The organism is Methylobacterium oryzisoli (assembly GCF_046557895.1).
In the GTDB taxonomy this organism is placed as follows: domain Bacteria; phylum Pseudomonadota; class Alphaproteobacteria; order Rhizobiales; family Beijerinckiaceae; genus Methylobacterium; species Methylobacterium oryzisoli.
On the sequence record NZ_JBKIBX010000002.1, the window covers coordinates 173061 to 194829 of the forward strand.

At 73.5% G+C, this 21769-nt stretch carries 22 protein-coding genes; 13 read left to right on the forward strand and 9 right to left on the reverse strand.

Annotated elements, in window-relative coordinates; genetic code table 11:
* Positions 1-34: 34 nt before the first annotated feature.
* A complete protein-coding gene (locus ACKUB9_RS03170) occupies positions 35-706 on the forward strand; it encodes a DUF1007 family protein (RefSeq protein ID WP_407519337.1) in 672 nt (223 codons plus the stop codon).
* A gap of 46 nt (positions 707-752) precedes the next feature.
* Here ACKUB9_RS03170 and ACKUB9_RS03175 read toward each other — a convergent pair whose 3' ends face one another.
* Positions 753-1508 (reverse strand): SDR family NAD(P)-dependent oxidoreductase, encoded by a 756-nt coding sequence (locus ACKUB9_RS03175; RefSeq protein WP_407519338.1) that lies wholly within the window; start codon positions 1506-1508, stop codon positions 753-755.
* A 135-nt stretch (positions 1509-1643) separates the two neighbouring features.
* Here ACKUB9_RS03175 and ACKUB9_RS03180 point away from each other — a divergent pair, with 135 nt between their 5' ends.
* Positions 1644-2534: an AraC family transcriptional regulator gene (locus ACKUB9_RS03180; RefSeq protein WP_407519339.1), complete on the forward strand. Its 891-nt coding sequence runs from the start codon at positions 1644-1646 to the stop codon at positions 2532-2534.
* Positions 2535-2636: 102 nt separating this feature from the next.
* A complete protein-coding gene (locus ACKUB9_RS03185) occupies positions 2637-3041 on the forward strand; it encodes a carboxymuconolactone decarboxylase family protein (protein ID WP_407519340.1) in 405 nt (134 codons plus the stop codon).
* Between the two features lie 153 nt (positions 3042-3194).
* Here ACKUB9_RS03185 and ACKUB9_RS03190 read toward each other — a convergent pair whose 3' ends face one another.
* The 6 genes from ACKUB9_RS03190 to ACKUB9_RS03215 all read right to left on the reverse strand — a co-directional run bounded on the left by ACKUB9_RS03190 (position 3195) and on the right by ACKUB9_RS03215 (position 9362).
* On the reverse strand, positions 3195-3617 hold the full coding sequence (locus ACKUB9_RS03190) for a GNAT family N-acetyltransferase (protein ID WP_407519341.1): 423 nt from the start codon (positions 3615-3617) through the stop codon (positions 3195-3197).
* Between the two features lie 109 nt (positions 3618-3726).
* Positions 3727-5025 (reverse strand): ATP-binding protein, encoded by a 1299-nt coding sequence (locus tag ACKUB9_RS03195; RefSeq protein ID WP_407519342.1) that lies wholly within the window; start codon positions 5023-5025, stop codon positions 3727-3729.
* A gap of 6 nt (positions 5026-5031) precedes the next feature.
* A complete protein-coding gene (locus tag ACKUB9_RS03200) occupies positions 5032-6138 on the reverse strand; it encodes a lysylphosphatidylglycerol synthase domain-containing protein (protein ID WP_407519343.1) in 1107 nt (368 codons plus the stop codon).
* Between the two features lie 109 nt (positions 6139-6247).
* The gene (locus ACKUB9_RS03205; protein ID WP_407519344.1) at positions 6248-6928 is read right to left on the reverse strand and encodes a uracil-DNA glycosylase; all 681 of its coding nucleotides are present in this window, start codon (positions 6926-6928) and stop codon (positions 6248-6250) included.
* A 356-nt stretch (positions 6929-7284) separates the two neighbouring features.
* Positions 7285-7992, reverse strand: coding sequence for a histidine utilization transcriptional repressor HutC (gene hutC, locus ACKUB9_RS03210; protein ID WP_407519345.1), 708 nt, complete (start codon positions 7990-7992; stop codon positions 7285-7287).
* Positions 7989-9362 (reverse strand): formimidoylglutamate deiminase, encoded by a 1374-nt coding sequence (locus tag ACKUB9_RS03215; RefSeq protein WP_407519346.1) that lies wholly within the window; start codon positions 9360-9362, stop codon positions 7989-7991. Before ACKUB9_RS03215 ends, hutC begins: the two co-directional genes overlap by 4 nt.
* A 97-nt stretch (positions 9363-9459) precedes the next feature.
* Here ACKUB9_RS03215 and hutI point away from each other — a divergent pair, with 97 nt between their 5' ends.
* The 6 genes from hutI (at position 9460) to hutU (ending at position 15491) form a co-directional block, all read left to right on the forward strand.
* Positions 9460-10662, forward strand: a complete 1203-nt coding sequence (hutI, locus tag ACKUB9_RS03220; RefSeq protein ID WP_407519347.1) for an imidazolonepropionase — start codon at positions 9460-9462, stop codon at positions 10660-10662.
* Positions 10659-12203 (forward strand): histidine ammonia-lyase, encoded by a 1545-nt coding sequence (gene hutH, locus ACKUB9_RS03225; protein WP_407519348.1) that lies wholly within the window; start codon positions 10659-10661, stop codon positions 12201-12203. The genes hutI and hutH overlap by 4 nt, the downstream gene beginning before the upstream one ends.
* 72 nt (positions 12204-12275) lie before the next feature.
* On the forward strand, positions 12276-12665 hold the full coding sequence (locus ACKUB9_RS03230; RefSeq protein WP_407519349.1) for a type II toxin-antitoxin system RelE/ParE family toxin: 390 nt from the start codon (positions 12276-12278) through the stop codon (positions 12663-12665).
* Complete coding sequence (locus tag ACKUB9_RS03235; protein ID WP_407519350.1) at positions 12655-12969, forward strand: HigA family addiction module antitoxin; 315 nt, start codon at positions 12655-12657, stop codon at positions 12967-12969. The genes ACKUB9_RS03230 and ACKUB9_RS03235 overlap by 11 nt, the downstream gene beginning before the upstream one ends.
* Before the next feature lie 30 nt (positions 12970-12999).
* Complete coding sequence (gene hutG, locus ACKUB9_RS03240) at positions 13000-13815, forward strand: N-formylglutamate deformylase (RefSeq protein ID WP_407519351.1); 816 nt, start codon at positions 13000-13002, stop codon at positions 13813-13815.
* Entirely contained in the window at positions 13812-15491 is a 1680-nt protein-coding gene (gene hutU, locus ACKUB9_RS03245) for a urocanate hydratase (protein WP_407519352.1), read from the forward strand. Before hutG ends, hutU begins: the two co-directional genes overlap by 4 nt.
* A 4-nt stretch (positions 15492-15495) precedes the next feature.
* Here the strand turns inward: hutU and ACKUB9_RS03250 are convergent, their stop codons facing one another.
* Both ACKUB9_RS03250 and ACKUB9_RS03255 read right to left on the reverse strand, forming a co-directional pair.
* The gene (locus tag ACKUB9_RS03250; RefSeq protein ID WP_407519353.1) at positions 15496-16398 is read right to left on the reverse strand and encodes an MBL fold metallo-hydrolase; all 903 of its coding nucleotides are present in this window, start codon (positions 16396-16398) and stop codon (positions 15496-15498) included.
* A gap of 235 nt (positions 16399-16633) precedes the next feature.
* A complete protein-coding gene (locus ACKUB9_RS03255) occupies positions 16634-18127 on the reverse strand; it encodes a D-alanyl-D-alanine carboxypeptidase family protein (protein WP_407519354.1) in 1494 nt (497 codons plus the stop codon).
* Between the two features lie 303 nt (positions 18128-18430).
* Between ACKUB9_RS03255 and queE the strand changes: the two genes are divergently transcribed.
* The 4 genes from queE (at position 18431) to ACKUB9_RS03275 (ending at position 21756) form a co-directional block, all read left to right on the forward strand.
* Positions 18431-19063 (forward strand): 7-carboxy-7-deazaguanine synthase, encoded by a 633-nt coding sequence (queE, locus tag ACKUB9_RS03260; RefSeq protein WP_407519355.1) that lies wholly within the window; start codon positions 18431-18433, stop codon positions 19061-19063.
* Between the two features lie 97 nt (positions 19064-19160).
* On the forward strand, positions 19161-19517 hold the full coding sequence (gene queD, locus ACKUB9_RS03265; RefSeq protein ID WP_407519356.1) for a 6-carboxytetrahydropterin synthase QueD: 357 nt from the start codon (positions 19161-19163) through the stop codon (positions 19515-19517).
* 283 nt (positions 19518-19800) lie between these two features.
* The gene (gene queC / locus ACKUB9_RS03270; RefSeq protein ID WP_407519357.1) at positions 19801-20502 is read left to right on the forward strand and encodes a 7-cyano-7-deazaguanine synthase QueC; all 702 of its coding nucleotides are present in this window, start codon (positions 19801-19803) and stop codon (positions 20500-20502) included.
* 87 nt (positions 20503-20589) lie between these two features.
* Entirely contained in the window at positions 20590-21756 is a 1167-nt protein-coding gene (locus ACKUB9_RS03275; protein ID WP_407519358.1) for an acetyl-CoA acetyltransferase, read from the forward strand.
* Positions 21757-21769 lie beyond the last annotated feature (13 nt).

Sequence of the window (21769 nt, forward strand, 5' to 3'; positions counted from 1 at the left end):
TGGTTTCGCCGCGCTGGCGCGAGACAGCGCGGGGATGCGACCGATCGGATTGAAGCGGGCCTGCGGCGCCCGCGCGGCCCTGCTGGCAGCGCTCGCGGGCGTGCCCCCGGCGACACCGGCCCTGGCCCATCCGCACGTCTGGGTGCAGGCGCGCACCGAGATCGTGCTCGACGAGGCCAAGGGCCTGGTGGCGCTGCGCCTTGCCTGGACCTTCGACCCGGCCTACTCGGCCTTCGCGGTGCTGAACCTCGATTCGAAGCGCGACGGGGTGCCCGACCCCGACAAGCTGGCGGAACTCGCCCGCAGCCGTGCCCAGGCGCTCGGCGAGGGCGGATCCTTCGTGCAGGCGAAGCTGAACGGCCGGCCCCTGCGCCTCGCCCCGCCGGCGGAGGCCCGCGCCACCTACCGGGACGGACGCCTCACCCTCTCCTTCACCCTGGCGCCGGAAGCGCGCGGCGAGGCCGTGCGCACCCTCGTCCTCGCCACGCTCGACCCGGATTTCTACGTCGCCTTCGGGCTCCCGCCCGAGGCCGACGCGGTGCGGCTCGCGGGCGGGCCGTCCTGCCTCCTCAAGGTCACCCGGCCGGCCCGGGAGGCGCGCGAGGGCGAGCAGATCATCCCGGACGCCGAGGCGACGGCCCGCCCGGCGGCCGCGGCGACGACGGGGGCGGACTACGCCGGGCGGGTGCTCGTCGCCTGCCCGTGAGCCGGATGCTCGGGGCGATGGCGCCGGCGGCGCGATGCCGTCCCGGTCAGATTCCCTGGCCGCCCGAGACCTCGATGCGCTGGGCGTTCACCCACCGGTTGTCCTCGGTGAGCAGGCTCGCGATCATCGGCCCGATGTCGTCGGGCACGCCGACGCGGCCGAGCGCCGTCAGGCCCGCGAAGAGCCGGTTGATCTCCGCGTCGTCGCGCACCGTGCCACCGCCGAAATCGGTCTCGATGGCGCCGGGCGCCACCGTGTTGACCGCGATCCCGCGGCTCCCGAGCTCCTTGGCCATGTAGCGGGTCAGCACCTCGACCGCGCCCTTCACGGCCGCGTAGGCGCCGTAGCCGGGGAAGCACACCCGGGTCAGGCCCGAAGACAGGTTCACGATGCGACCGCCGTCGGCCAGCAGCGGCAGCAGGGACTGGGTGAGGAAGTAGACGCCCTTGAAGTGGACGTCGACCAGCCGGTCGAACTGCGCCTCGGTGGTCTCACCGATCAGGGCGTGCTCGCCGTGACCGGCGTTGTTCACGAGGTGGTCGAAGGTCTCGCGGCCCCAGGTCTCGCGCAACGCCGTCCGCAGCCGCTCGGTGAAGGCGGCGAAGGCGCCGACGTCGCCGGTGTCGAGCTGCAGCGCGACGGCCGTGCGGCCCATGGCCCGGATCTCCGCGACCACCCCCTCGGCCTCGTCGGCGCGGCTGCGGTAGGTGAGGACGACGTCGCCGCCGCGGCGGGCGACGCTCAGCGCGGTGTTGCGGCCCAGCCCGCGGCTGGCCCCGGTGACGAGGGCGATCTTGGTCATGAATCGGCTCCGTTGGTGTGGCTGCCCCGGTATGCCGCCCCGGCGCCGACGCCTGTTGCCGGAAGCTCGCCGATTCTTGCCTGATCCTCCGAAAGGCGGTGTTGCCGCGCGGGCGATGGGCTACACCTTCCCGCCATGACGACGCTCCTCGCCGCCGTTCGCCGCCACGCGGAGGCGCACCCGAATGACGCCGGCGTCAGTGCGACCCCCATCCCGGGTCTCTCGACGGTGCGCGCGACCGCGCCCAGCGGTCTCCTCCACGACGTCTCGCGGCCCCTGGTCTGCCTGGTGCTTCAGGGCCGCAAGCACGTGACCATGGGGACGCGGGACTTCGATTTCGGGGCCGGCGACTCGCTCCTGATCACCGCGGACGTGCCGACGGTGAGCCAGATCACCGCGGCCAGCCTCGCGGCGCCCTATCTCTCGCTCGTGCTGGAGCTCGACCCGGCCGTGATCGCCGACCTGGCCGCGCAGATGCCGGCCGAGCCCCCGGCCGACCCCGTGCCGGTCCGAGTCGACCCCACCGACGCGGAGACGGCCGACGCGGCCCTGCGCCTGATGCGGCTCCTCGACCGGCCGGCCTCGCTCCCGGTGCTGGGCGCGCCGCTCGTGCGCGAGATGCACTACTGGCTCCTGGCCGGCCGGCACGGGGCCGCCATCCGGCGCCTGGGCTGGCCGGACGGTCACGTGGAGCGGATCACGCGCGCGGTCGCGCTGCTCCGGGCCGAGTTCGCCAAAGATCTCCCGGTCGAGCGGCTGGCGGCCGTCGCCGGGATGAGCCCGTCGTCGTTCCATCAGCACTTCCGGGCCGTGACCTCGCTCTCGCCGCGGCAGTTCCAGAAGCACCTGCGCCTGATCGAGGCGCGGCGGCTACTGGTCTCCGAGGGCCTGTCGGCGAACAACGCCGCCTTCGCGGTCGGCTACGAGAGTATGTCGCAATTCACGCGCGAGTACGGCCGCCTGTTCGGCCTCTCGCCCGTCCGGGATGCCAAGGCGATCAGGAGCCTCGCGACGGCGGCGGCCTGAGCGCGGCGCCGGTCGGGACGGGGGCGCTGATCTCATCGAGATGGCGATCCATCGGTCGGGCGGACGGACCCACGCGGTGCAGCACGACAGGAGAGACCGGACATGGCGACCGTGACACTGTGGAGCGATGCCGAGGCCGAGGCCGACCCGCGCGTCAAGGCCGTGTTCGACGACATCCGGGCGACCCGCCGCTCGGAGTTCATCAACAATTTCTGGCGCGGCCTCGCCAACCAGCCGGCGGTCCTGGAGCGTACCTGGGCGAGCCTGAAGCAGGTCATGGCCGCGGACGGCGCGCTCGATCCCTTGACCAAGGAGCTGATCTACATCGCGGTCTCGACCGCGAACGGATGCAGCTACTGCATCCACTCGCACACCGCCGCGGCCCGCGCCAAGGGGATGACCGACGCCCAGCACGGGGAACTGCTCGCCGTGATCGGCATGGCGGCCGAGACCAACGCCCTCGTGACTGCCATGCAGCTCCCGGTGGATCGGGAGTTCGAGGCCTGACGGGCCGGGGCCGGTGATGAGGCGGGTGTGCGCGGGGCCTGGATGGGTCGCAAGTGGGCCTTCGAACGGCCACGCCGATGGTGGCCGAACCCTCTGGTCAGGACCCGAGCCGCTTGGCCGAATGAATGGCCGCTGGGGGTGGAAACCGGGCCTTCACCCCACACGTCGGTCGAGACGGAACGCCGATCGTTGGAAGCCCATCGCCTGATAAAACGCATGAGCATCAGCACGACCGAGGCCGGTCGTCAATTCAAGGGTATCGCAGTTGGCTTCTTTCGCGAGGTCGTAGGCGAAATCGACAAGCTTATGTCCAATGCCGCGCCTACGAGCATCCTCGGCGACGACGAGCGTCGTGATCCTGGCCAGAGGCCGCGGATAGAACAGCAGGGGCGCGATGTGGATCGCGATGAGTCCAACAGCCTTGCCCGCTGGTGTCTCAGCCAGGAACGCCCGATCAACATCGCGGCGAGAGATTAATCTCATCCGTCGTTCAATCTCTTCTGCGGAAGGATCGAACCCGAGCCCGCGCATGAGGACAGCCACCACCTGGGCATCGCGCGTCTCGATGCTGCGCACCCGAACGTCCATTGGGGCACCCTTCGGCACGACCATGCGGGCGAAGATGCACGTGTGCCATGAGTGAGCAAGGAACCGCCGCTATGGGTCGGAACCAATCCTCGCACGGTCAAGCCGATCGGGTTCGCGCCTCCCCCGCCGGCTCCTCGGGCAGGGCCGGGATCGCCGCCCGGAAGGTCGAGCCCTGGCCCGGCTCGCTCTCGATGGTGAGGCGCCCGCGGTGGCGGTTGAGGATGTGCTTGACGAGGGCGAGGCCGAGGCCGGTGCCGCCCTGCTGGCGGCTCGACGCGGCATCGACCCGGTAGAAGCGCTCGGTCAGGCGCGGCACGTGCTCGGGGGCGATGCCGGGGCCGTCGTCCCGCACCGCCACCTCGACCTGGGCCGGGCGGCCCTCGGCCCCCGGCCGGCGCGCCACCGCGATCTCGACCTGGCCGCCGCCGTACTTCACGGCGTTCTCGACGAGGTTTTCGACGAGGCGCAGGATCTCGTCGCGCTCGCCGAGCACGCGGTGCGGCCCCTCCCCAGCCGTCAGCGTGACGCGCGCGCCGCGCTCCAGGGCGAGCGGGCTCAGGGCATCGACGATCTGGCGGGCGAGCGGCACCACGTCGACCGGCGTGGTCGGGGGCACGTGGGCGCGCAGCTCGATGCGCGAGAGCGAGAGCAGGTCGTCGATGAGTCGCGTCATGCGCAGGGCCTGCTCGCGCATGATGGCGAGGAAGCGCTCGCGCGCGGCCGGATCGTTGCGGGCCGGCCCCTGCAGGGTCTCGATGAAGCCGAGCAGCGAGGCGAGCGGGGTGCGCAGCTCGTGGCTGGCATTGGCCACGAAGTCGACCCGCATCGTCTCCAGGCGCTTGGCCGAGGTGAGGTCGCGCAGGAACAGCACCACGTTCGGCGGCCGGTCCGACCCCGCCGCATCCTGCATGGCGCCGATCTGCACCTCGAAGGTGCGCTCGGTCGGCACCCGCGGCGCGTAGACGGTCTTGAGCGGCTCGCCGCTGTGAAGCACCGTCTCGATGCCGTCGAGCACCTCCGGGTCGCGCAGCGCGAAGGAGAGCGGGTACTTCGCCCGCAGGGCCGGCAGCAGGGCGCGGGCGGCGGCATTGGCCTCGATCACCAGCGCCCGGCGGTCGATCAGGATCACCGGGTCCGGGATGTTGGCGAGCAGCGCCTCGGCGAGGCTGTGGCGGGCCTCGCGGGCGGCCTCGGACCGCGGACGCGGCGCCGGCCCGCGCGGGCTCGCCAGCCAGCCGCCGAGCAGCACGGCGAGCGCCGCCCCGGCGCAGAGCCAGGGATCGAGGCCGCGGTCGAAGGCCGCCACCGCGAGGACGAGGAGCCCGGCGATGAGCGCGCCGCGCCACGCCGCCCGGTGGGCGCTCGGACCGGGGCGGGGATCGGCCAGGGAGGGCACGGCGGCTCAGCTCTCGGGTGCGCCTTCGGCCCCGTCGTCGTCCGGGGCCTCGCGCGGGGTGAGGCGGACCCGCTTGGCGATCTCGTAGGCGCCGAGCGCCGCAAGCGCGACCACGAACGGGACGAGGTAGTAGCAGACCCGGAACAGCAGCAGCGCGCCGAGCACCGACTCGCGCGGCAGCCCCGAGAGGGCGAGCAGGATCGTGGCCTCGAACACCCCGAGCCCGCCGGGCGCATGGCTGGCGATGCCGAGCATCGCGGCGACCACGTAGATCGCCAGAAAGGTCTCGAAATTGACCCCGTGGCCGGGCGGCAGCAGCACGTAGAGCACGCCCGCCGCCGCGCAGACGTCGCCCGCCCCGACCAGCATCTGGCTCAAGGAGAGGCGGAGGCCCGGCAGTTCGAGGCGCCAGCCCTTCACCCTCACGCTGCGCCGCTTCACCGTGACCCAGGCGAGGTAGGCGAGCACGCCCGCGAGCGCCGCGAGGCCCAGGCCGAGGTTGAAGCGCGTGCTGGTGTAGGTGAGGCGCGTCAGCGGTTCGGCCTCGCGCAGCAGGCTCAGGCCGAGCACCGCCCCCATGCCGAGCCAGAAGGTGAAGCCCGCCACGATGGTGAGAGCCGCGATCCGCCCCGGGCTGAGGCCCTGGCCGGAATAGATCCAGTAGCGGATGGTGCCGGCGGTGAGCAGCGGGAAGCCCAGGTTGAAGCTCACCGCGTAGCTGGTGAACGAGGCGAGTGCCGTCGTGCGGTAGGGCACCCGGATGGCGAGCTGGCGCAGCGCCAGCGCGTCGTAGCAGGTGAGGAAGAGGTAGCTGACGCAGACGAGCAGGATCGCGAGGCTGACCTGCTCGACCGTCGCGGCCGTGAAGGCGGTGCGCAGCTCCGACCACGTCACCGTCGAGACGAGCTCGTACAGAACACCCAGCGAGATCAGGAAGAGCACGGCGCTCGCGGCGGTGCCGATCCAGGCGTAACGGCGCCGGTGCCGGCCGGCCTTGTCGCCGGATCCGGCGCCGACGGGTGCACCCGGATCCTGGCCCGCCGGATCGGCGTCGCGCGGCGGCACGGTCGGTGCAGCCCGGGCGAGATGCTTATCCTGGGTGGCGAGATTCATGTCGTCGGCGTCCGACTCCGCTGGCCGCCGGCCGCGCTCCCGTCCAGGACGGCGTGCTCCGCCAGCACCTTCGGCGGCACTCCGACCGAGCCCCGCTTGTGACCGCCATTTAGGCGCTCCCGGACGGGATGGCCAGACGGACAGGAGGGGAAGGCGCATCCGTGAGGCGGCGGGCGGCCTCGCCGAGACCGGCCCGGATGCGCGCGGGCACGGCCGGGCTGGTGCAGACGTAGGTCGGGCTCGGATGCGGCACGCCGATGACGGGCACGTCCGGCCGCGCGGCGGCCAGCACCGGCGCGAGGGTCTGGGCCACGCGGCCGGAGAGCACCGCGACGGCGAGACGCGGCATCAGGTCGAGGAGCGGGACGAGGTAGGGCACGGCCTCGCGGATCTCGCCGGTGCGCGGCGCGCGGTTGCGGGCGCCCGGCGCGTGGATGACCCAGGGCACCGCGTTCCAGATCAGCGTGTCGGTGCGCGCGAGGCCGGCCTCGGCGAGAAAGCGGAAGAGGTTGGCGCTCGTCCCGGTGGGGTTGTCGCGCGACACGAAGGCCGTGCGGCCGATGCTGGGGCCGGGAGTTTCGAGCAGCAGCAGGAGGCGCGCCGCGACGCCACCGTCGAGGGGATCGGGCTCGGGGACCGGCGCGCCGCGCTCGGCCCGGATGCGTGCGGCAAGGGCGCGCAGGGGCGCGAGGTGGGGCGCGTCGAGCAGCGCACGCCGCGCCGCCACGGCCGCCGGGTCGGCGAGGGTTTTGGGGTGGGTGGGCGGCGGGGCGGGGACCGGCTCAGGCATGGGTGAGTGAGCCGCCGCACCGCCACCGAAAGAAGCGCGGGGAACCCTTCTCCCGTGCGGGAGAAGGGCAGGGATGAGGGTCCCGGGAGGGTGCCGCAGTGAAGTGCTGAGGGTGGTGAGGGGAGGGGAACGAGTCAGGATTCGGCACCCCCCTCAGTGCTGGTAGCGGCAGCGTTCCGCCGGCTTGCTGCACCCTCCCGGGACCCTCACGCGGGATCTTCGATCCCCTGCCCCTCTCCCGCTCGGGAGAGGGGATCCCGCGCCTGATTCGGATGCGCCCGTGCGCCTCATTCCGCCTGCTGGTCATCCCGCCTCTCCCCGCTGAACCGGGCCAACGGTCGCGCCCGGTCCCCGGTTCACGGCGCGAACTGGGCCCCCAGGCTGTAGGCGTCGCCCCGGAAGGTCTGGCGCACGTAGGTGAGGGTCTCGACGCCCCGCCACGTGCGGCGCTCGACGGACAGGCAGGCGCCGCCGGGGGGAAGGCCGAGCGCCCGGGCGAGGCGCGGGGCGGCGTTGATCGCGGTGATGCGGTGCTCGGCCTGGGTCCAGGGCACGTGCCGCAGCAGCCACGTGCCGGGGGGCACCGCCGCGAAATCCGTCTCCGCGGCGGCCGGCACGGCCGCGAGGCTGATCAGCCGCTCCTCGAAGGCGAAGGGGCGCCCGTCCGCGAGGTGGCGGCAGGTGAGGTCGAGGAGGGGCTGCCCGGGCGTCAGGCCGGCCGCCGGGGGCTCGTGGGCGCCTGCCTCGCGCGTGCGCCGGTCGATCAGCTCGAAGGCGTAGGCCTCCCCGCGGCCCTCGATCTCGGCCGGGATGTCGGGGATGCGCAGCACCGCCGATTGCAGCACGGGCTGGGCCACGAAGGAGCCCGCGCGGCGGCGGCGCTCGATCAGCCCCGCCTCGGCGAGGCCGGCCAGCGCCTTGTTCACGGTCATGCGCGAGCAGCCGTACAGGGCCGACAGCTCGGATTCGTAGGGAATGCGGTGCCCGGGCGGCCACTCGCCGGACAGGATCCGGGCCTCGATCTCGCCGCGGATGCGCTCGCCCAGCGTCTCCGGCCGGCTCATGCGGTGAGCCTCGCGAGCGTCGAGCGGAAGCGCGCCGCCACCGCCGCGCGGGCCACATGGCGTCCGCCCGCGACCACGCGGCGCCCCGCGCGCCAGACGTGGTCCACCCCGCCGTCGCGCGCGGCGAAGATCCAGCCGTCGAGCCACGCATCCCCGCGCCGCGCCGCGAGCGCCGGATGGTCGGGGTCGAGGGAGACGATGTCGGCGGAATGCCCGACCGCGAGGCCGCCCGGCGCGCCGAGCGCCTGCCCCCCGCCCGCGAGGCAGGCCTCCACCAGCGCCCGGCCGGTCGACGGGTGGGCGGGCGTCGCCGCGACGGCGCGCGCCCGCAGGGTGAGGCGCTGGCCGTATTCGAGGAGCCGCATCTCCGCGGCGGCCGAGATCAGCACGTTCGAGTCGCTGCCGATCCCGAACCGCCCCCCCTCCCCCGCGAAGGCGACGAGCGAAAAAATGCCGTCGCCGAGATCGGCCTCGGTGACCGGGCACAGGCCCGCCACTGCCCCGCTCGCCGCGAAGCGGCGGCGCTCCGCCTCCGTCATGTGCGTGGCGTGGATCAGGCACCAGCGCCGATCGACGCCCGCCCGGTCGAGCAGCAGCTCCACCGGCCGCGCGCCGGTCGCGGCCAGGCATTCCTCGACCTCCCGCACCTGCTCGGCCGCGTGGATGTGGACCGGCCCGCCCTCGGCGAGCGGCAGGATCGCCGCGATGTCGTCCAGGGTCGCGGCGCGCAGGCTGTGGGGGGCGAGGCCCACCACCGCGTCGGGGAGCCCCGCCACCGCCCGGCGGCTCTCGTGCAGCAGCGCCGCGAACCCGTCGCGGTCCGACAGGAAGCGGCGCTGGTCGGGAGTGGGCGGGACGGGGGGGGCGCCCCGCGCCGCCCCGAAGCCGCCATGGGCGTAAAAGACCGGCAGCAGGGTGAGGCCGATCCCGGTCGCATCCGCGGCGGCGGCGATCCGGGTGGCCATCTCGGCCCGGTTCGAGTAGGGCGCGCCCGCCGGATCGTGGTGCAGGTAGTGGAACTCGCCCACGCGGGTGAAGCCCGCCTCCAGCATCTCGACATAGGCCTGGGCGGCGATGGCCTCGGCGTCGTCCGGGTCCATGCGGTCGACGAAGCGGTACATCACCTCGCGCCAGGTCCAGAACGAATCCGGCCCCGATCCCCGCGTCTCGGCGAGGCCCGCCATGCCGCGCTGGAAGGCGTGGCTGTGCAGATTGGGCAGGCCCGGCAGGCCGATCTCCGCCGTCTCGTCGCCCGGCGCGGCCGGCACGCCGCGCGCGACCGCGGCGATGCGCCCATCGCTGATGTCGAGGGCGACGCCCTCGGCCCAGCCGTCGGGGAGCAGGGCGGAGCGGAACCAGAGCCGTGCCATCGATCGCCCTCCGGTGCGCGCTGGACAAGGCTCCGCGCGGCTGATTATGTCTATACATACTCGACGCACGAAGCCACCGGGCCGAAGGGGTGACCCCATGCAGTGCGACCGCATCTGGCGCGGAGCCCGCCTCGCCACCCTCGCGCCGGACCGGCAAGGCCTCGGGATCGTGGAGGACGGGGTGGTGGCGGCCCGCGACGGCCGCATCGTCTATGCCGGGCCGGCTGCCGACGCGCCGCCCCTCGACGCTCCCGAGCAGATCGCCTGCGAGGGCCGCTGGATCACCCCGGGCCTGATCGACTGCCACACCCACCTCGTCTTCGGGGGCGACCGGGCGCAGGAATTCGAGGCGCGGCTCGCGGGCGCGACCTACGAGGAGATCGCCCGGGCGGGCGGGGGCATCGTCTCGACCGTGCGGGCGACCCGCGCGGCCACGCCCGCCGATCTGGTGGCGAGCGCGCTGCCGCGCCTCGACGCGCTGCTGGCCGAGGGCGTCACGACGATCGAGGTGAAGTCGGGCTACGGGCTGTCGCAGGAGGCGGAGGCCGCGAGCCTGCGGGCGGCGCGTGCCCTGGGCGAGGCCCGCCCGGTCACCGTGACGACGACGTTCCTCGGCGCCCACGCACTGCCGCCGGAAGAGACCGACAAGGACCGCTACATCGCGCGCGTCTGCGACGCGATGCTGCCCGCACTGGCGCGGGAGGGCCTCGCCGACGCCGTGGATGCGTTTTGCGAGGGCATCGCCTTCTCGCCCGAGCAGACCGCGCGGGTCTTTGCGGCGGCGAAGGCGCTGGGCCTTCCGGTCAAGCTCCACGCGGACCAGCTCTCGAACCTCGGCGGCGCGGCGCTCGCGGCCCGGTTCGGGGCGCTGTCGGCCGACCACCTCGAATACACCGACGAGGCGGGGGCCGCCGCCATGGCGCGGGCCGGGACGGTGGCGGTGCTGCTGCCGGGGGCCTTCTACTTCATCCGCGAGACCAAGCCTCCGCCGGTCGACCTCTTCCGCCGTCACGGTACCCGCATGGCGCTCGCCACCGACTGCAACCCCGGCTCTTCGCCGCTGACCTCGCTGCTCCTCGTCCTCAACATGGGCGCCACGCTGTTTCGCCTCACGGTGGACGAGTGCCTCGCGGGCGTCACCCGCGAGGCGGCGCGCGCTCTGGGGCGCCTGCCCGAGACCGGCACTCTGGAGCCCGGCAAGTGGTGCGACCTCGCGATCTGGGACATCGCGCGTCCGGCCGAGCTGGTCTACCGGATCGGCTTCAACCCGCTGCACGCCCGCGTCCGGAGGGGCCGATGAGCGACCTCGTCCTCACCCCCGGGGCGGTGCCGCTCGCCGCGTGGCGGGCGGTCCTGGCGGGCGCCGTCCCGCGGCTCGATCCCGCCTGCGCGCCCGTGATCGCGCGGGGCGCCGAGGCGGTGGCGGCGATCGTCGCGCGGGGCGAGCCCGTCTACGGGATCAACACCGGATTCGGGAAGCTCGCGAGCGTGCGGATCGCGGCGGGCGACCTCGCGGCGCTCCAGCGCAACATCGTGCTCTCCCACGCGGCCGGGGTCGGCGATCCCATGCCGGTGCCGGTGGCCCGGCTGATGATGGCGCTCAAGCTCGCGAGCCTCGCGCAGGGCGCGTCCGGCGTCGCGCCGGCCACGGTGGCGCTCCTCGACGCGATGCTGGCGCGGGGCGTCACGCCGGTGGTGCCAGCGCAGGGGTCGGTGGGCGCCTCGGGCGACCTCGCCCCCCTCGCCCACATGACCGCCGCGATGATCGGCGTCGGCGAATGCGAGCACGAGGGCCTCCGCCTGCCGGCGGGCGAGGCGCTGGCGCGGGCGGGCCTCGCCCCCGTGGCCCTGGGGCCGAAGGAGGGCCTCGCCCTCCTCAACGGCACGCAATTCTCCACCGCCTACGCGCTCGCGGGCCTGTTCGGGGCCGAGGACCTGCTGCGCGCCGCGCTGGTGGCGGGCGCGCTCTCGGTCGACGCGGCGCGGGGCTCGGACACGCCGTTCGATCCGCGCATCCACGCCCTGCGCCGCCACCGCGGGCAGATCGAGGCGGCCGACGCCCTGCGCGGCCTGCTCGCCGGCTCCTCCATCCGCGCCTCCCACCTCGTCGGCGACGAGCGGGTGCAGGACCCCTATTGCCTGCGCTGCCAGCCGCAGGTGATGGGCGCCGTCCTCGACCTGCTGCGGCAGGCGGGCGCCACCCTGGAGACGGAGGCCAACGGCGTCTCGGACAACCCGCTGATCTTCCCCGAGACGGGCGAGGCCCTGTCGGGCGGCAACTTCCACGCCGAGCCCGTGGCCTTCGCGGCGGACATGATCGCGCTGGCCCTGTGCGAGATCGGCTCGCTGTCCGAGCGGCGCATCTCGCTCCTCGTCGACCCGGCGCTCTCCTCGGGGCTGCCGGCCTTCCTGACCCCGCGGCCCGGCCTGAACTCCGGCTTCATGATCCCGCAGGTCACGGCGGCGGCCCTGGTTTCCGAGAACAAGCAGCGCGCCCACCCGGCGAGCGTCGATTCGATTCCGACCTCGGCGAATCAGGAGGACCACGTGTCGATGGCCGCCCACGGAGCGCGGCGCCTCCTGCCGATGGTCGAGAACACGACCGCGGTGGTGGCGATCGAGCTGCTGGCGGCCGCGCAGGGCTGCGACTTCCTCGCCCCACTCACGTCGAGCGCCGCCCTGGAGCGGGTCCGCGCCCTCGTGCGGCGCGCGGTGCCGCATCTCGACGAGGACCGCTATGTCCATCCCGACATCGCGGCGGCGGCGGACCTCGTGCGCAGCGGCGCGGTGGCCGAGGCGGCCGGCAGCGCGCTGCCGGGGGTGAGCGGGGCCGCGCCGTGACCCGTGCCGCTCGCCCACGCCGCCCGACCCGAAGCCTCGACAACCGGGCCGGTGACGCCACGGTAGCGCGTCGTGATCACGAGCTTCCGCAGCAAGGCACTCAAGCGGTTCTGGACGCGGAGCGATGCCCGCGGCCTGCGCCCGGATTGGGTCGGGCGGATCGAGCGCCAGCTCGACCTGCTGGATCGGGCGGAGCGCCCCGAGGACATGGACATCGTGACCTACGGCTTCCACGCTCTGATACGAGATCCGGACGATCAGTTCGGATCTCGTATCAGACAGCCCGCGCGGCGCCTGAGCGAAGCCGAAATCCGCATCGCGAAGCGATCAATCGGATTTCGTATGACCGGAGACCGGGCTGGCCGCTATGCGGTCACCGTCTCCCGCAACTGGCGGCTGACCTTCGCGTTCGATGGACGGGACGCCGTGGACGTCGACCTGGAGGATTATCATGGTGGGTGAGCGGCCCCGCCGGGATCCGGAGCGTCAGCCCGTCCATCCCGGTGCCATCCTGCGGGAGGACGTCCTCCCGGATCTCGGCCTGTCCGTCAGCGCCGCGGCCGACCGTCTCGGCGTGTCGCGTCACGCCCTCAACCGGCTCCTGTCCGGCACGGCAGCCGTGTCGCCCGCGATGGCCCTTCGGCTCGGGCGCTTCTGCGGCAACGGCCCCGAGGTGTGGATGCGTCTGCAGGCCGCCTACGATCTCTGGCATGCCGAGCGTGCCCTGGGTGCCGAACTGGAGAAGATCGCGCGACCCGCGGCGTGACGGGACCGCCCCATCGAACCCCGGGACGTCATGACCCTCCCCTGGCTCACCCTCCGGCAAGGCACGGCGCCCCTCGTCGTCAGCCTGCCCCATACCGGCACCGAGATCCCGGCGGAGATCGAGGCCGCCCTCGTCTCGCCCTGGCTCGCCCGCAAGGACACCGACTGGTTCATCGACCGGCTCTACGCCTTCGCGGCCGACCTCGACGCGACGATCGTCCGCACGGCGATCTCCCGCACCGTCGTCGACGTGAACCGGGACCCGTCGGGCGCCTCGCTCTATCCGGGGCAGGCCACGACGGAGCTGTGCCCGACCACCACCTTCGACGGCGAGGCGCTGTATCGGGACGGGCAGGCGCCGGATGCGGCCGCGCGGCGCGCGGCGTGGTTCGACCCCTACCACGCCGCGCTCCAGGCCGAGATCGCCCGGCTGCGGCGGATCCATCCTCGCATCGTCCTGTACGACGCCCACTCGATCCGCTCGCAGATCCCGCGGCTGTTTCCGGGCCTGCTGCCCCACTTCAACATCGGCTCGAACGGCGGCGCGAGCTGCGATCCGGGGCTGCAGGCCGAGATCGAGGCGATCTGCGGCGCGAGCGGCCTGTCGTGGGTGAGCAACGGGCGCTTCCGCGGCGGCTACATCACCCGCGCCTACGGCCGGCCCGGGGACGGGGTGCACGCGGTGCAGATGGAACTCGCCTGCCGGGCCTACCTCGCCGAGCCGGTGGGACCGGTCGGCCCGGACACGTGGCCGCCCCCCTACGATCCCGACTGCGCCGCGCCGGCCGCGGCCGCCCTCGCGCGCGTCCTCGCCGCGTGCCTCGCCTTCGGAGCCCGTTCACCATGAGCGCCAGCGATACGCCCCGCATCGACAACGCCCGCATCGTCCGCGCGCCCCGCGGGACCGACCTCAGCGCCAGGAGCTGGCTCACCGAGGCCCCCCTGCGGATGCTGATGAACAACCTCGACCCGGAGGTGGCCGAGCGCCCGGGCGACCTCGTGGTCTACGGCGGCATCGGCCGGGCGGCGCGGGACTGGGCGAGCTTCGACCGCATCGTCGCGGCGCTGCGCGACCTCGGCGAGGACCAGACGCTGCTGGTGCAGTCGGGCAAGCCGGTGGGGGTCTTCCGCACCCATCCGGACGCCCCGCGGGTGCTGATCGCCAACTCCAACCTCGTGCCGCACTGGGCGACCTGGGAGCATTTCCACGAGCTCGATCGCAAGGGCCTGATGATGTACGGCCAGATGACGGCCGGCTCCTGGATCTACATCGGCAGCCAGGGCATCGTGCAGGGCACCTACGAGACCTTCGTGGAGATGGGCCGGCGCCATTACGGCGGCGATCTCGGCGGGCGCTGGATCCTGACCGCGGGCTTGGGGGGCATGGGCGGCGCGCAGCCGCTCGCCGCCACGATGGCCGGCGCCTCCTGCCTCGCCGTCGAGTGCCGGGCCTCCAGCATCGAGTTCCGCCTGCGCACCGGCTACGTCGACGTGCAGGCCCGCGACCTCGACGAGGCGCTGGCGCTGATCGCGGAAGCCGGCCGGGCGCGCACGCCGCGCTCGGTGGCGCTGCTGGGCAACGCCGCCGAGGTCTTCGCCGAGATCCGGCGCCGGGGCGTGCGGCCGGACTGCGTCACCGACCAGACCTCGGCGCACGACCCCGTCAACGGCTACCTGCCGGTGGGCTGGAGCGTGGCCGAATGGGAGGCGCGGCGCGAGAGCGACCCGGCCGGGGTGGCGGCCGCCGCCAAGCGCTCGATGGCCGCGCAGGTGCGGGAGATGCTCGCCTTCCACCGGGACGGCGTGCCCACGGTCGATTACGGCAACAACATCCGCCAGATGGCCCTGGAGGAGGGCGTCGCCGACGCCTTCGACTTCCCGGGCTTCGTGCCGGCCTACATCCGCCCGCTCTTCTGCCGCGGCATCGGGCCGTTCCGCTGGTGCGCGCTCTCGGGCGACCCGGAGGACATCTACCGCACCGACGCCAAGGTGAAGGAGCTGCTGCCGGACAACGCGCATCTCCACCGCTGGCTCGACATGGCCCGGGAGAAGATCCGGTTCCAGGGCCTGCCGGCCCGGATCTGCTGGGTCGGCCTCGGCGACCGGCACCGGCTCGGCCTCGCCTTCAACGCCATGGTGCGGAGCGGCGAGCTGAAGGCGCCGATCGTCATCGGCCGCGACCACCTCGATTCCGGCTCCGTCGCCTCGCCGAACCGCGAGACGGAGGGCATGCGGGACGGCTCCGACGCGGTCTCGGACTGGCCGCTCCTGAACGCGCTGCTCAACACCGCCTCGGGGGCGACCTGGGTGTCGCTGCATCACGGCGGCGGGGTCGGCATGGGTTTTTCGCAGCACGCCGGCATGGTGATCGTCTGCGACGGCAGCGAGGCCGCCGACCGCCGCCTGGAGCGTGTGCTCTGGAACGACCCGGCCACCGGCGTGATGCGCCACGCCGATGCGGGCTACGCAGAGGCCCTCGACTGCGCCCGCGCGCACGGGCTCGCGCTGCCGAGCCTCGGCTGAGGGATCAGGCCACGAAGGCGTAGGCCGCCCCGTCGCGCGCGACGCGGCCGACGCCCGCGAGGTGCATGCCCGTCACCGGCAGCCCCTCCACCACCGCCCGGTCGAGGATCCGGCGGCGCGTGGCCGCGGCCTGCGCCGGATCGGCGTCCCAGATCACCGTCCAGTCCGGGTGGGGCATCTGCAGCAGCCGCGAGTGGACGATGTCGCCCCAGATCAGCAGGCGGGCGCCGTTCTCCTCGATCAGCACGCCCGCATGCCCCGGCGTGTGGCCCGGGAGCGGCACCGCGACCACGCCCGGGGCGAGATCGGCGGCCCCGCTCACGCGCCGCACCCGGCCCGCATAGGCGCGCAGCACCGCGAGCGCGGTGTCGAAGAACGGACCCATCGCGGCCGGCGCCCGGGCGCGCGAGGCCGGGTCGCTCCAGTAGGCGGCCTCCGCCTCCTGAACGACGAGTTCGGCCCGCGGGAACCGGGCCGTGCCGTCCGGGGCGAGGAGGCCGCCCGCATGGTCGGCGTGGAGATGCGTCAGCCACACGCCATCGATCCGCCCGGCGTCGAGGCCAGCGGTGGCGCGGCCGAAATCCGGCCCGAACACGCCGCCGCAGCCCGCATCGAGGAGCCAGTGCCGGTCCCCGCGCCGGATCAGGAAGGCGTTGACGGGCTCCGGCGTGGGGCCGGCGGGCGGCAGGCCAGCCTGCCGCAGAAGCGTGCGGCCCGCCTCGCTGTCGGCCCCCGGGATCATCGCCGGTTCGAGGGGGAACAGGCCGTCGCGCAGGGGCTCGATGCGCCAGGAGCCGACCTGCACGGGTCCGGCGTCCGGGACCGGCCCGGACTCCGTCGCCCGCGCGGCGAGGGGCAGCAGACCTGCGGCGGCGATCAGCGTGCGGCGGGTGACGGCGTGCGGCATGGCGGGGATCCGGGGAACGAGGCAGGGCGTCGTCCGCCCGGCGCGATCCTCCGGGCGATCGGCCCCGTCCGGCAAGGGAGGTTTGCCCGCGCCTCGCAAGGACGGCGTCCCGCGGCAGGCCTGCGCGGTGAAGCGGGAGGTCGACCGCCTCCTCGGCGCCATCCAGGCGGCACGAGCGCCGCCGGTGGCGGTATCCGAGGCGGCCGCGCCGCCCGGGATCAGTCTCCGCCCGGGATCAGTCTCTCCTGGGCTTCGCTCCGGCCACCGCGGCCTGCGGCTTCGCCTCCGCCTTGGGCTGCGGCTTGGTGGGCTTGCCCGCCGCGGCCTTGGGCGCGGCCGGCTTCTGGGCCACCGGCCTCGGAGCGGGCGCCTTGGGAGAGGCGGCCTTGGGAGCCGGCGCCTTCCTGGCTTCGGCGATCACCGGGTTGTGCGGCGCCGCCGCGTAGGCCGAGGCCGGCGCGGGCGGCGTGCCGCGTCCGCGGGCGAGAAGCTTCGGCTGGGGCACCGTGGCGCCCGTCGCCGTGATGGCGCGGCTCGGGGCGGGCTTGAGCTTGGCGGCCTTTGTGCGCGGCGCCCGGGCGGGGGCCTCGCCCTCGAGCCCGTCGGTGGCCGCGACCGCGCTCTCGGCCGGGTCGCGGCCGGTCCAGACCAGCACCGGCTGGAGGGGCGCGCGGGGCGGCAGCGCCCGGCTGCGCAGCTGGGCGCTGCTCATGGTGGCGAAGGCGAGCGCCGCGGCCGGCGGTGAGCTGGCGGCCATGAGCTGCGCGTTGGCGTTGTCGCCTGCCGTCCCGGCGGTGAGCGCGGAGGAATCCGCGTCCGTCGGCATCGGCTTGCTCTTGTCGCAGATGTAAGGCCGCAGGTCGGGCGGCGTGGCGGCCTGGGAGGGCGGCAGGTCGGCGAGGGTCGGGCCGCCCCAGCCGCTCTGGCCGAAGCCGTAATCGAACAGGTCGGCGGCCTTCAGGTCGCGCTCCCGGGCCTTCGGCTGCCCCATGACGACCGTGATGATGCGCCGCCCGTTGCGGGTCGCGCTCGCCACCACGTTGAAGCCGCTCGAGCAGATGAAGCCGGTCTTCATGCCGTCGACGCCCGGGTAGCGTCCGAGCAGCCCGTTGTGGTTGGCCATCACCCGCCGGCCGAACTGGACCGCCGAGATCGAAAAAAGGTCGCGGTGCTCGGGGAAGTCGCGCAGGATGGCCCGGCCCAGGATCGCCATGTCGCGGGCGCTGGTCCATTGCCGGGGATCCGGCAGGCCGTTCGGGTTGTACCAGCGGCTCTCGCGCATGCCGAGCCGCTGCGAGGTCTCGTTCATCAGGGCGGCGAAGCCCTCGACCGAGCCGGCCAGCCCCTCGGCGATCGCCCAGGACACGTCGTTGGCCGACTTGACCATGATGATCTTGAGGGCGTTGTCGAGGGTGATCTGCGTGCCGGGCTTGAAGCCCATCTTGGACGGGGGCTCGGCGGCGGCCTCGGGCGAGACGGTCAGGAGCTGGTCCATCGAGACCCGGCGCTGGCGCACGAGGTCGAGGGCCACGTAGGCCGTCATCAGCTTGGTGACCGAGGCGGGGTACCAGGGATCGGTGCCGGCCTGGTTGTAGATCACCTTGCCGGTCTCGACATCGACCACCAGCATCGGCTGGGTCACGGCTCCGGCCGCTCCCGCGGCCAGGAGGCCAACCAAGGAACCGAGCAAGGGCCCGATCAGCCGCGCGAGCGGGGCAGGTTTCGTCATGCGTCGCATCCCCGTCGGGCTTCGGTTCCGCACGGTGCCCGGCGCGGCCCGGCCCATCGGCACCGGACCCCTGCGCCGTCCTGGCGGCACCGTACGGCCGTCCGGCCGCAAGTGTAGGGCAATGGCGACGCTTTTGACAGCATCGCCGCACCACGCTTCAACGCGCGATCCGTGGCGGGAGCATGGCGGCGTGCGGCCGCGCACACGCACAACCCACGATCTGAGGCGGGATGCGGTTGCGCGCGCAGGCCCCCATCTGGCAGGGCAGGACAACCCCGGATCAGGCCCCGGGCCGGAGACCCGATGAGTTACGCCGTCAAGGAGATCTTCCACACCCTGCAGGGCGAGGGCGCCCAGGCGGGCCGCTCCGCCGTCTTCTGCCGATTCGCCGGCTGCAACCTGTGGAGCGGTCGCGAGGCGGACCGGGCCGATGCCGTCTGCCGCTTCTGCGACACCGACTTCGTCGGCACGGACGGCTCCGGCGGCGGACGCTTCGCGGATGCCGCGGCGCTGGCGGATGCCATCGCGGCGGCCTGGGGCGGCGGCGAGAGCGGGCGCTACGTGGTGTTCACCGGGGGCGAGCCGCTGCTGCAGCTCGACGCGGCCCTGCTCGCCGCGGTGCATGCGCACGGGTTCGAGACCGCCGTCGAGACCAACGGCACCCAGGACGCGCCCGAAGGGATCGACTGGATCTGCGTCAGCCCGAAGGCGGGCGCTCCCTTGCGGCTCACGCGCGGGCACGAGCTGAAGCTCGTCTACCCCCAGGCCGGGCTCTCCCCGGAGGCGTTGGCGGGCCTCGACTTCCGGCACTTCTGGCTCCAGCCGATGGACGGGCCGGACCGGGCCGCCCACACGCAGGCCGCGGTCGCCTACTGCCTGCGCGACGCCCGCTGGCGGCTGAGCCTCCAGACCCACAAGATGATCGGTATTCCCTAATCGGGTTTTGCCCTGAGCGCGGTTTCGGCCGGCGCGCGGCAGATGCTATGGGGCTCGCGACCGCGCGGGACCGCGCTCCACCCGACGATATCGGCCCATGAAGATCACCCAGGCCTTCACGTTCGAGGCCGCCCACCGGCTGCCGAACGTGCCCGAGACCCACCGCTGCCACCGGATGCACGGCCATTCCTACCGGGTGGAGCTGCAGCTCGACGGACCGGTCGACCCGCGCACGGGCTGGGTTGTCGACTTCTTCGACGTCGAGAGCGCCTTCGCGCCGCTCCTCGACCAGCTCGACCACCATTGCCTCAACGAGGTGCCGGGGCTGGAGAACCCCACGGCTGAGCACATCGCCATCTGGATCTGGAACCGCGCCCGCCCGGTCCTGCCGGCGCTGGCCTCCGTCAAGGTGTTCGAGACGCCGATGTCGTGGGCGGAGTATACCGGGGCGTGACGCCGCCGCGGCCGGCATCGGGCTTGCTGGACCAGCGCGCATGACGTCGCCCGGCCTTTGCGGACTATGCGGGCGCCCGCTCGGCCTCGCCGACGATCCGCTCTCGACCGATTGCGGCGGAGATTGCTGGGGATGCGTCGGCCTGATCGAGGCGGAGGGCGGATACGCTCCGTCCGTCGCGCAGGTCGCCGAGGAGATCCGGCAGGGGTGGCGCCGGCAGGATGGCAGCTCAGAGCCGCCGCGCCGGGGGCGCGGGCCGAACCGCGCGGTCGGGAGAGAGACGATGGACGAGACCGAGGGCGCGCTGGTGCTCTTCTCCGGCGGCCAGGATTCGGCGACCTGCCTCGCCTGGGCGCTCGACCGCTTCGCGCGCGTCGAGACGCTCGGCTTCGATTACGGCCAGCGCCACCGGATCGAACTCGACTGCCGGGCGCGGCTGCGGGCCGGCCTCGTGGAGCTCGATCCGGATCGGGCGGCGCGGCTCGGGCCGGACCACACCCTGCCGCTGGGGGTGCTGGGCGAGATCTCCGAGACGGCGCTGACCCGCGACGAGGCCATCGCGTTCGCGGCGAACGGGCTGCCCAACACCTTCGTGCCCGGCCGCAACCTCGTCTTCCTCACCTTCGCGGCGGCGCTCGCCTACCGGCGGGGCCTGCGCCACCTCGTGGGCGGCATGTGCGAGACGGATTACTCGGGCTATCCCGATTGCCGCGACGACACCATCAAGGCGCTGCAGGTCGCCCTCAACCTCGGCATGGAGCGCCGCTTCGTGCTCCACACGCCGCTGATGTGGCTCGACAAGGCGCAGACCTGGCGCTTGGCGCGGGATCTCGGCGGGGAGGCGCTGGTCGACCTCATCGTGGAGGAGAGCCACACCTGCTATCTCGGCGAGCGGGGGCAGCGCCACGCCTGGGGCCACGGCTGCGGCACCTGCCCGGCCTGCGCCTTGCGGGCTGCGGGCTACGCGCGGTTCAGGGCTGCCTGAGGCGCGCTTGTGCCGGGGAAAGCCCTCGCGCAAAAGGAGCCCGAGGAGACGCCGCGGTCGCCAGGACCGCCGGGAGGAGATCGCATCATGACCGCCTGCATCGTCGGCTGGAGCCACACGCCGTTCGGCAAGCACGACGCCGAGACCGTCGAGAGCCTCGTGGTGCGCGTCGCCGGGGAGGCGCTGGCGCATGCGGGGATCGGGGCCTCGGACGTCGACGAGATCGTGCTGGGGCACTTCAACGCCGGCTTCTCGCCCCAGGACTTCACCGCCTCGCTGGTCCTGCAGGCCGATGACGGCTTCCGGTTCAAGCCGGCGACGCGCGTCGAGAACGCCTGCGCCACCGGCTCGGCGGCGGTCCACCAGGGCATCAAGACCATCGAGGCCAAGCGCGCCCGGGTGGTGCTGGTGGTCGGCGTCGAGCAGATGACGCGCACGCCCGGCCCGCAGATCGGCACGAACCTCCTCAAGGCCTCCTACCTGCCGGAGGACGGCGAGACGCCTGCGGGCTTCGCGGGCGTCTTCGGCGGCATCGCGGCCCGCTACTTCCAGCGCCACGGCGACCAGTCCGACGCGCTGGCGATGATCGCGGCCAAGAACCACCAGAACGGCGTGGCCAACCCCTTCGCGCAGATGCGCAAGGACCTCGGCTTCGACTTCTGCCGCACGGAATCGGAGAAGAACCCCTTCGTCGCCGGCCCGCTGAAGCGCACCGATTGCTCGCTGGTCTCGGACGGCGCCGCCGCGCTGGTGCTGGCCGACACCGAGACGGCGTTGCGCATGCGCCGCGCCGTCGCCTTCCGGTCGACCGCCCACGCGCAGGACTTCCTGCCGATGTCGAAGCGCGACATCCTGCGCTTCGAGGGCTGTGCGGTCGCCTGGGCGCAGGCGCTGGAGCGCGCCGGCATCACCCTCGACGACCTCTCGCTGGTCGAGACCCACGATTGCTTCACGGTGGCCGAACTCATCGAGTACGAGGCGATGGGACTCACGCCGGAGGGGCGCGGCGCCGACGCGGTGCGCGAGGGCTGGACCCGCAAGGACGGCAAGCTGCCGGTGAACGCCTCGGGCGGCCTCAAGGCGAAGGGCCATCCGATCGGCGCCACGGGCGTGTCGATGCACGCGCTCTCGGCGATGCAGCTCTGCGACGAGGCCGGCGGGATGCAGATCCCCGGCGCGACGCTGGCCGGCGTGTTCAACATGGGCGGCGTCGCGGTGGCCAACTACGTGAGCGTGCTGGAGCGCATCAAGTAGGCCGTCCGGGAGG

Coding starts and splice junctions, on each gene's coding strand:
- hutG (WP_407519351.1), top strand. CDS start 13,000: ATGACCCTCCCCTGGCTCACCCTCCGGCAAGGCACGGCGCCCCTCGTC.
- ACKUB9_RS03185 (WP_407519340.1), top strand. CDS start 2,637: ATGGCGACCGTGACACTGTGGAGCGATGCCGAGGCCGAGGCCGACCCG.
- ACKUB9_RS03180 (WP_407519339.1), top strand. CDS start 1,644: ATGACGACGCTCCTCGCCGCCGTTCGCCGCCACGCGGAGGCGCACCCG.
- ACKUB9_RS03175 (WP_407519338.1), bottom strand. CDS start 1,508: ATGACCAAGATCGCCCTCGTCACCGGGGCCAGCCGCGGGCTGGGCCGC.
- queC (WP_407519357.1), top strand. CDS start 19,801: ATGGACGAGACCGAGGGCGCGCTGGTGCTCTTCTCCGGCGGCCAGGAT.
- hutH (WP_407519348.1), top strand. CDS start 10,659: ATGAGCGACCTCGTCCTCACCCCCGGGGCGGTGCCGCTCGCCGCGTGG.
- ACKUB9_RS03200 (WP_407519343.1), bottom strand. CDS start 6,138: ATGAATCTCGCCACCCAGGATAAGCATCTCGCCCGGGCTGCACCGACC.
- hutC (WP_407519345.1), bottom strand. CDS start 7,992: ATGAGCCGGCCGGAGACGCTGGGCGAGCGCATCCGCGGCGAGATCGAG.
- ACKUB9_RS03170 (WP_407519337.1), top strand. CDS start 35: ATGCGACCGATCGGATTGAAGCGGGCCTGCGGCGCCCGCGCGGCCCTG.
- queE (WP_407519355.1), top strand. CDS start 18,431: ATGAGTTACGCCGTCAAGGAGATCTTCCACACCCTGCAGGGCGAGGGC.
- ACKUB9_RS03205 (WP_407519344.1), bottom strand. CDS start 6,928: ATGCCTGAGCCGGTCCCCGCCCCGCCGCCCACCCACCCCAAAACCCTC.
- hutI (WP_407519347.1), top strand. CDS start 9,460: ATGCAGTGCGACCGCATCTGGCGCGGAGCCCGCCTCGCCACCCTCGCG.
- queD (WP_407519356.1), top strand. CDS start 19,161: ATGAAGATCACCCAGGCCTTCACGTTCGAGGCCGCCCACCGGCTGCCG.
- ACKUB9_RS03235 (WP_407519350.1), top strand. CDS start 12,655: ATGGTGGGTGAGCGGCCCCGCCGGGATCCGGAGCGTCAGCCCGTCCAT.
- ACKUB9_RS03275 (WP_407519358.1), top strand. CDS start 20,590: ATGACCGCCTGCATCGTCGGCTGGAGCCACACGCCGTTCGGCAAGCAC.
- ACKUB9_RS03250 (WP_407519353.1), bottom strand. CDS start 16,398: ATGCCGCACGCCGTCACCCGCCGCACGCTGATCGCCGCCGCAGGTCTG.
- ACKUB9_RS03255 (WP_407519354.1), bottom strand. CDS start 18,127: ATGACGAAACCTGCCCCGCTCGCGCGGCTGATCGGGCCCTTGCTCGGT.
- hutU (WP_407519352.1), top strand. CDS start 13,812: ATGAGCGCCAGCGATACGCCCCGCATCGACAACGCCCGCATCGTCCGC.
- ACKUB9_RS03215 (WP_407519346.1), bottom strand. CDS start 9,362: ATGGCACGGCTCTGGTTCCGCTCCGCCCTGCTCCCCGACGGCTGGGCC.